Origin of the sequence: Nonomuraea sp. 10N515B (assembly GCF_052245915.1) — a bacterium.
Classification (GTDB): Bacteria; Actinomycetota; Actinomycetes; order Streptosporangiales; family Streptosporangiaceae; genus Nonomuraea.
Window position 1 is genome coordinate 1 of sequence record NZ_JBQQBQ010000175.1, and the last position, 1,786, is coordinate 1,786.

At 67.0% G+C, this 1,786-nt stretch carries 1 protein-coding gene; it reads right to left on the reverse strand.

Annotated features, from left to right (window positions below; all coding sequences use genetic code 11):
- Window positions 1-17 precede the first annotated feature (17 nt).
- On the reverse strand, window positions 18-1,691 hold the full coding sequence (locus ACTWQA_RS58845) for an IS1182 family transposase (RefSeq protein WP_443167469.1): 1,674 nt from the start codon (window positions 1,689-1,691) through the stop codon (window positions 18-20).
- Window positions 1,692-1,786: the final 95 nt, after the last annotated feature.

Sequence of the window (1,786 nt, forward strand, 5' to 3'; positions counted from 1 at the left end):
ACCCCGTTGCGGATCTCTCATTCGGGGTGGGCTTTGAGAAGGCGGCATAGGTGTGAGACGCGAGTGGGCTCGGGCCGGTGACCTTGCTGCCAGGCGTCGATGCGGGTGAGGTTGATAGCGGTGGCGGCCAGACAGTGACCCAAGTGGGTGGGAGCGATGTTCTTGTAGCGGGTGCGGCGAGCCCGGGTACGACGGATGATCTGACAGACGGTGGATTCGATCCCGGCTCGGGGACGGTAGCGGACTTGCCAGGCATCCGTTGCCTGTTCCTGGCGGCGGCGCTGCAGCGCGGCGCGCTGGGCGGGTTCACGCAGGGTCAAGGCACGTCCCCACTTTCCGTTGCCTGCTGTGGTGCATTGCGGGCGCAGGGGGCAGGCACGGCAGGTTTCGGCGTCGAAGCGGATCTGGACCAAGGGGGTGCGGCTGCCGTGGCTGGCACGCGTCGTTGCCCACGAGGTGCTGGTCTTTCCGGCCGGGCAGACTGCGTGACGTTGCTGATCATCGATGAGGAAGTCGTCGTGGCTGAAGAGCTGCCGGTCCTTGCTGCCGGTGGCGGCGCGTGCGGGACCGACGAGGTCGAGACCGTGTTGCTCGCGTGCGGTGACCAGGGTGGCCGCGGTGACATAGCCGCTGTCGACGAGTTGCTCGCCGGGCAGCAGGTCCCGCTGTTGCAGGCGGGAGTGGATGCCGGTGAGGGCTTGGCTATCGTCGCCCTCGGCGGCGCTGGTGGTGGCCACGTCGGTGATCAAGCGGGGCAGGTCGCTGTCGCAGGTCTCGGTGAGATGCAGACAGTATCCCGTCCAGCTCGTGGTCCTCTTGGTCCCGAAACGTGCGTCGGTGTCGTAGGGGTTGGCCAGCCGTTGCCGCACCGGTGGCAGGTCCTCGCCCTCGCGTACCCGTATCCCGTCCTGGTCCCGGTGGTACTGCTGCACCCATGCCCGCCGCAGGACCTCCACCGCGGGGATGCGAGGCAGCCATTCGGGCGAGGCGGGCCGCCAGATAGCGGCAAGAAGGTGGAAACCGTCTTCTCCCACCTGTTCCAGCCACGCCTGACGGTCTTGATCCTTCGACAGGCCGTGCCAGGAGTCCACCCGCTCTCCGTAGCGGCCGAGCCAGTCCGTCCGACGTTCAGCCAAGATCGGCTCCAGCCAATCCGGTGCGGCTGCGGCCAGCGCCTCCAGCGCGCTGCGCAGCGTCTCGGCGACGAACTCCATCCGATTCAGCTGACGCACGTCGGCGACCACTCGGGTGGAGTCGGTGCGCTGCCGTCCGCCCCGCCGCAGCAGCCCCTGCTTGGCGGCGGCCTCCAGCACCGCGGTCAGCACCTTCTCCTCCACACCTTGCTCAACCAGCCGAGAACGGAACCTACTGAGCAGCGTGTGATCGAAGCCGCAGTCTTCCAGCTCAAGCCCGAGCAGGTACTTCCAGTCGATCCGGGCACGTACCGCCTCAGCGGCCTGCCGGTCAGACATTCCCTCCGCGAACTGCAACACCGACACCATCGCCAGTGCTCCCGGCGACGCAGCAGGCCGCCCATCGGCCGGAAACGCCTCGGCGAACAGAGCATCGTCAAAGACCTGCCCCAGACTGTCGCGCAGCCGAATGGCCAGCGATTCCTTGGGAAAGGCGGCCCGGGCCACACGCCTGGTCAACTCGGGAACCTCATGAAGGCTCTGCGGATCCAGCGACACCAGACCACCACCCTCGAAGACTTCGGACTCCTGAACACTCTCCCGCACCGATGCTGACCGAGAGTGACAGTTTCAGAGATCCGCAACGGGGTCAT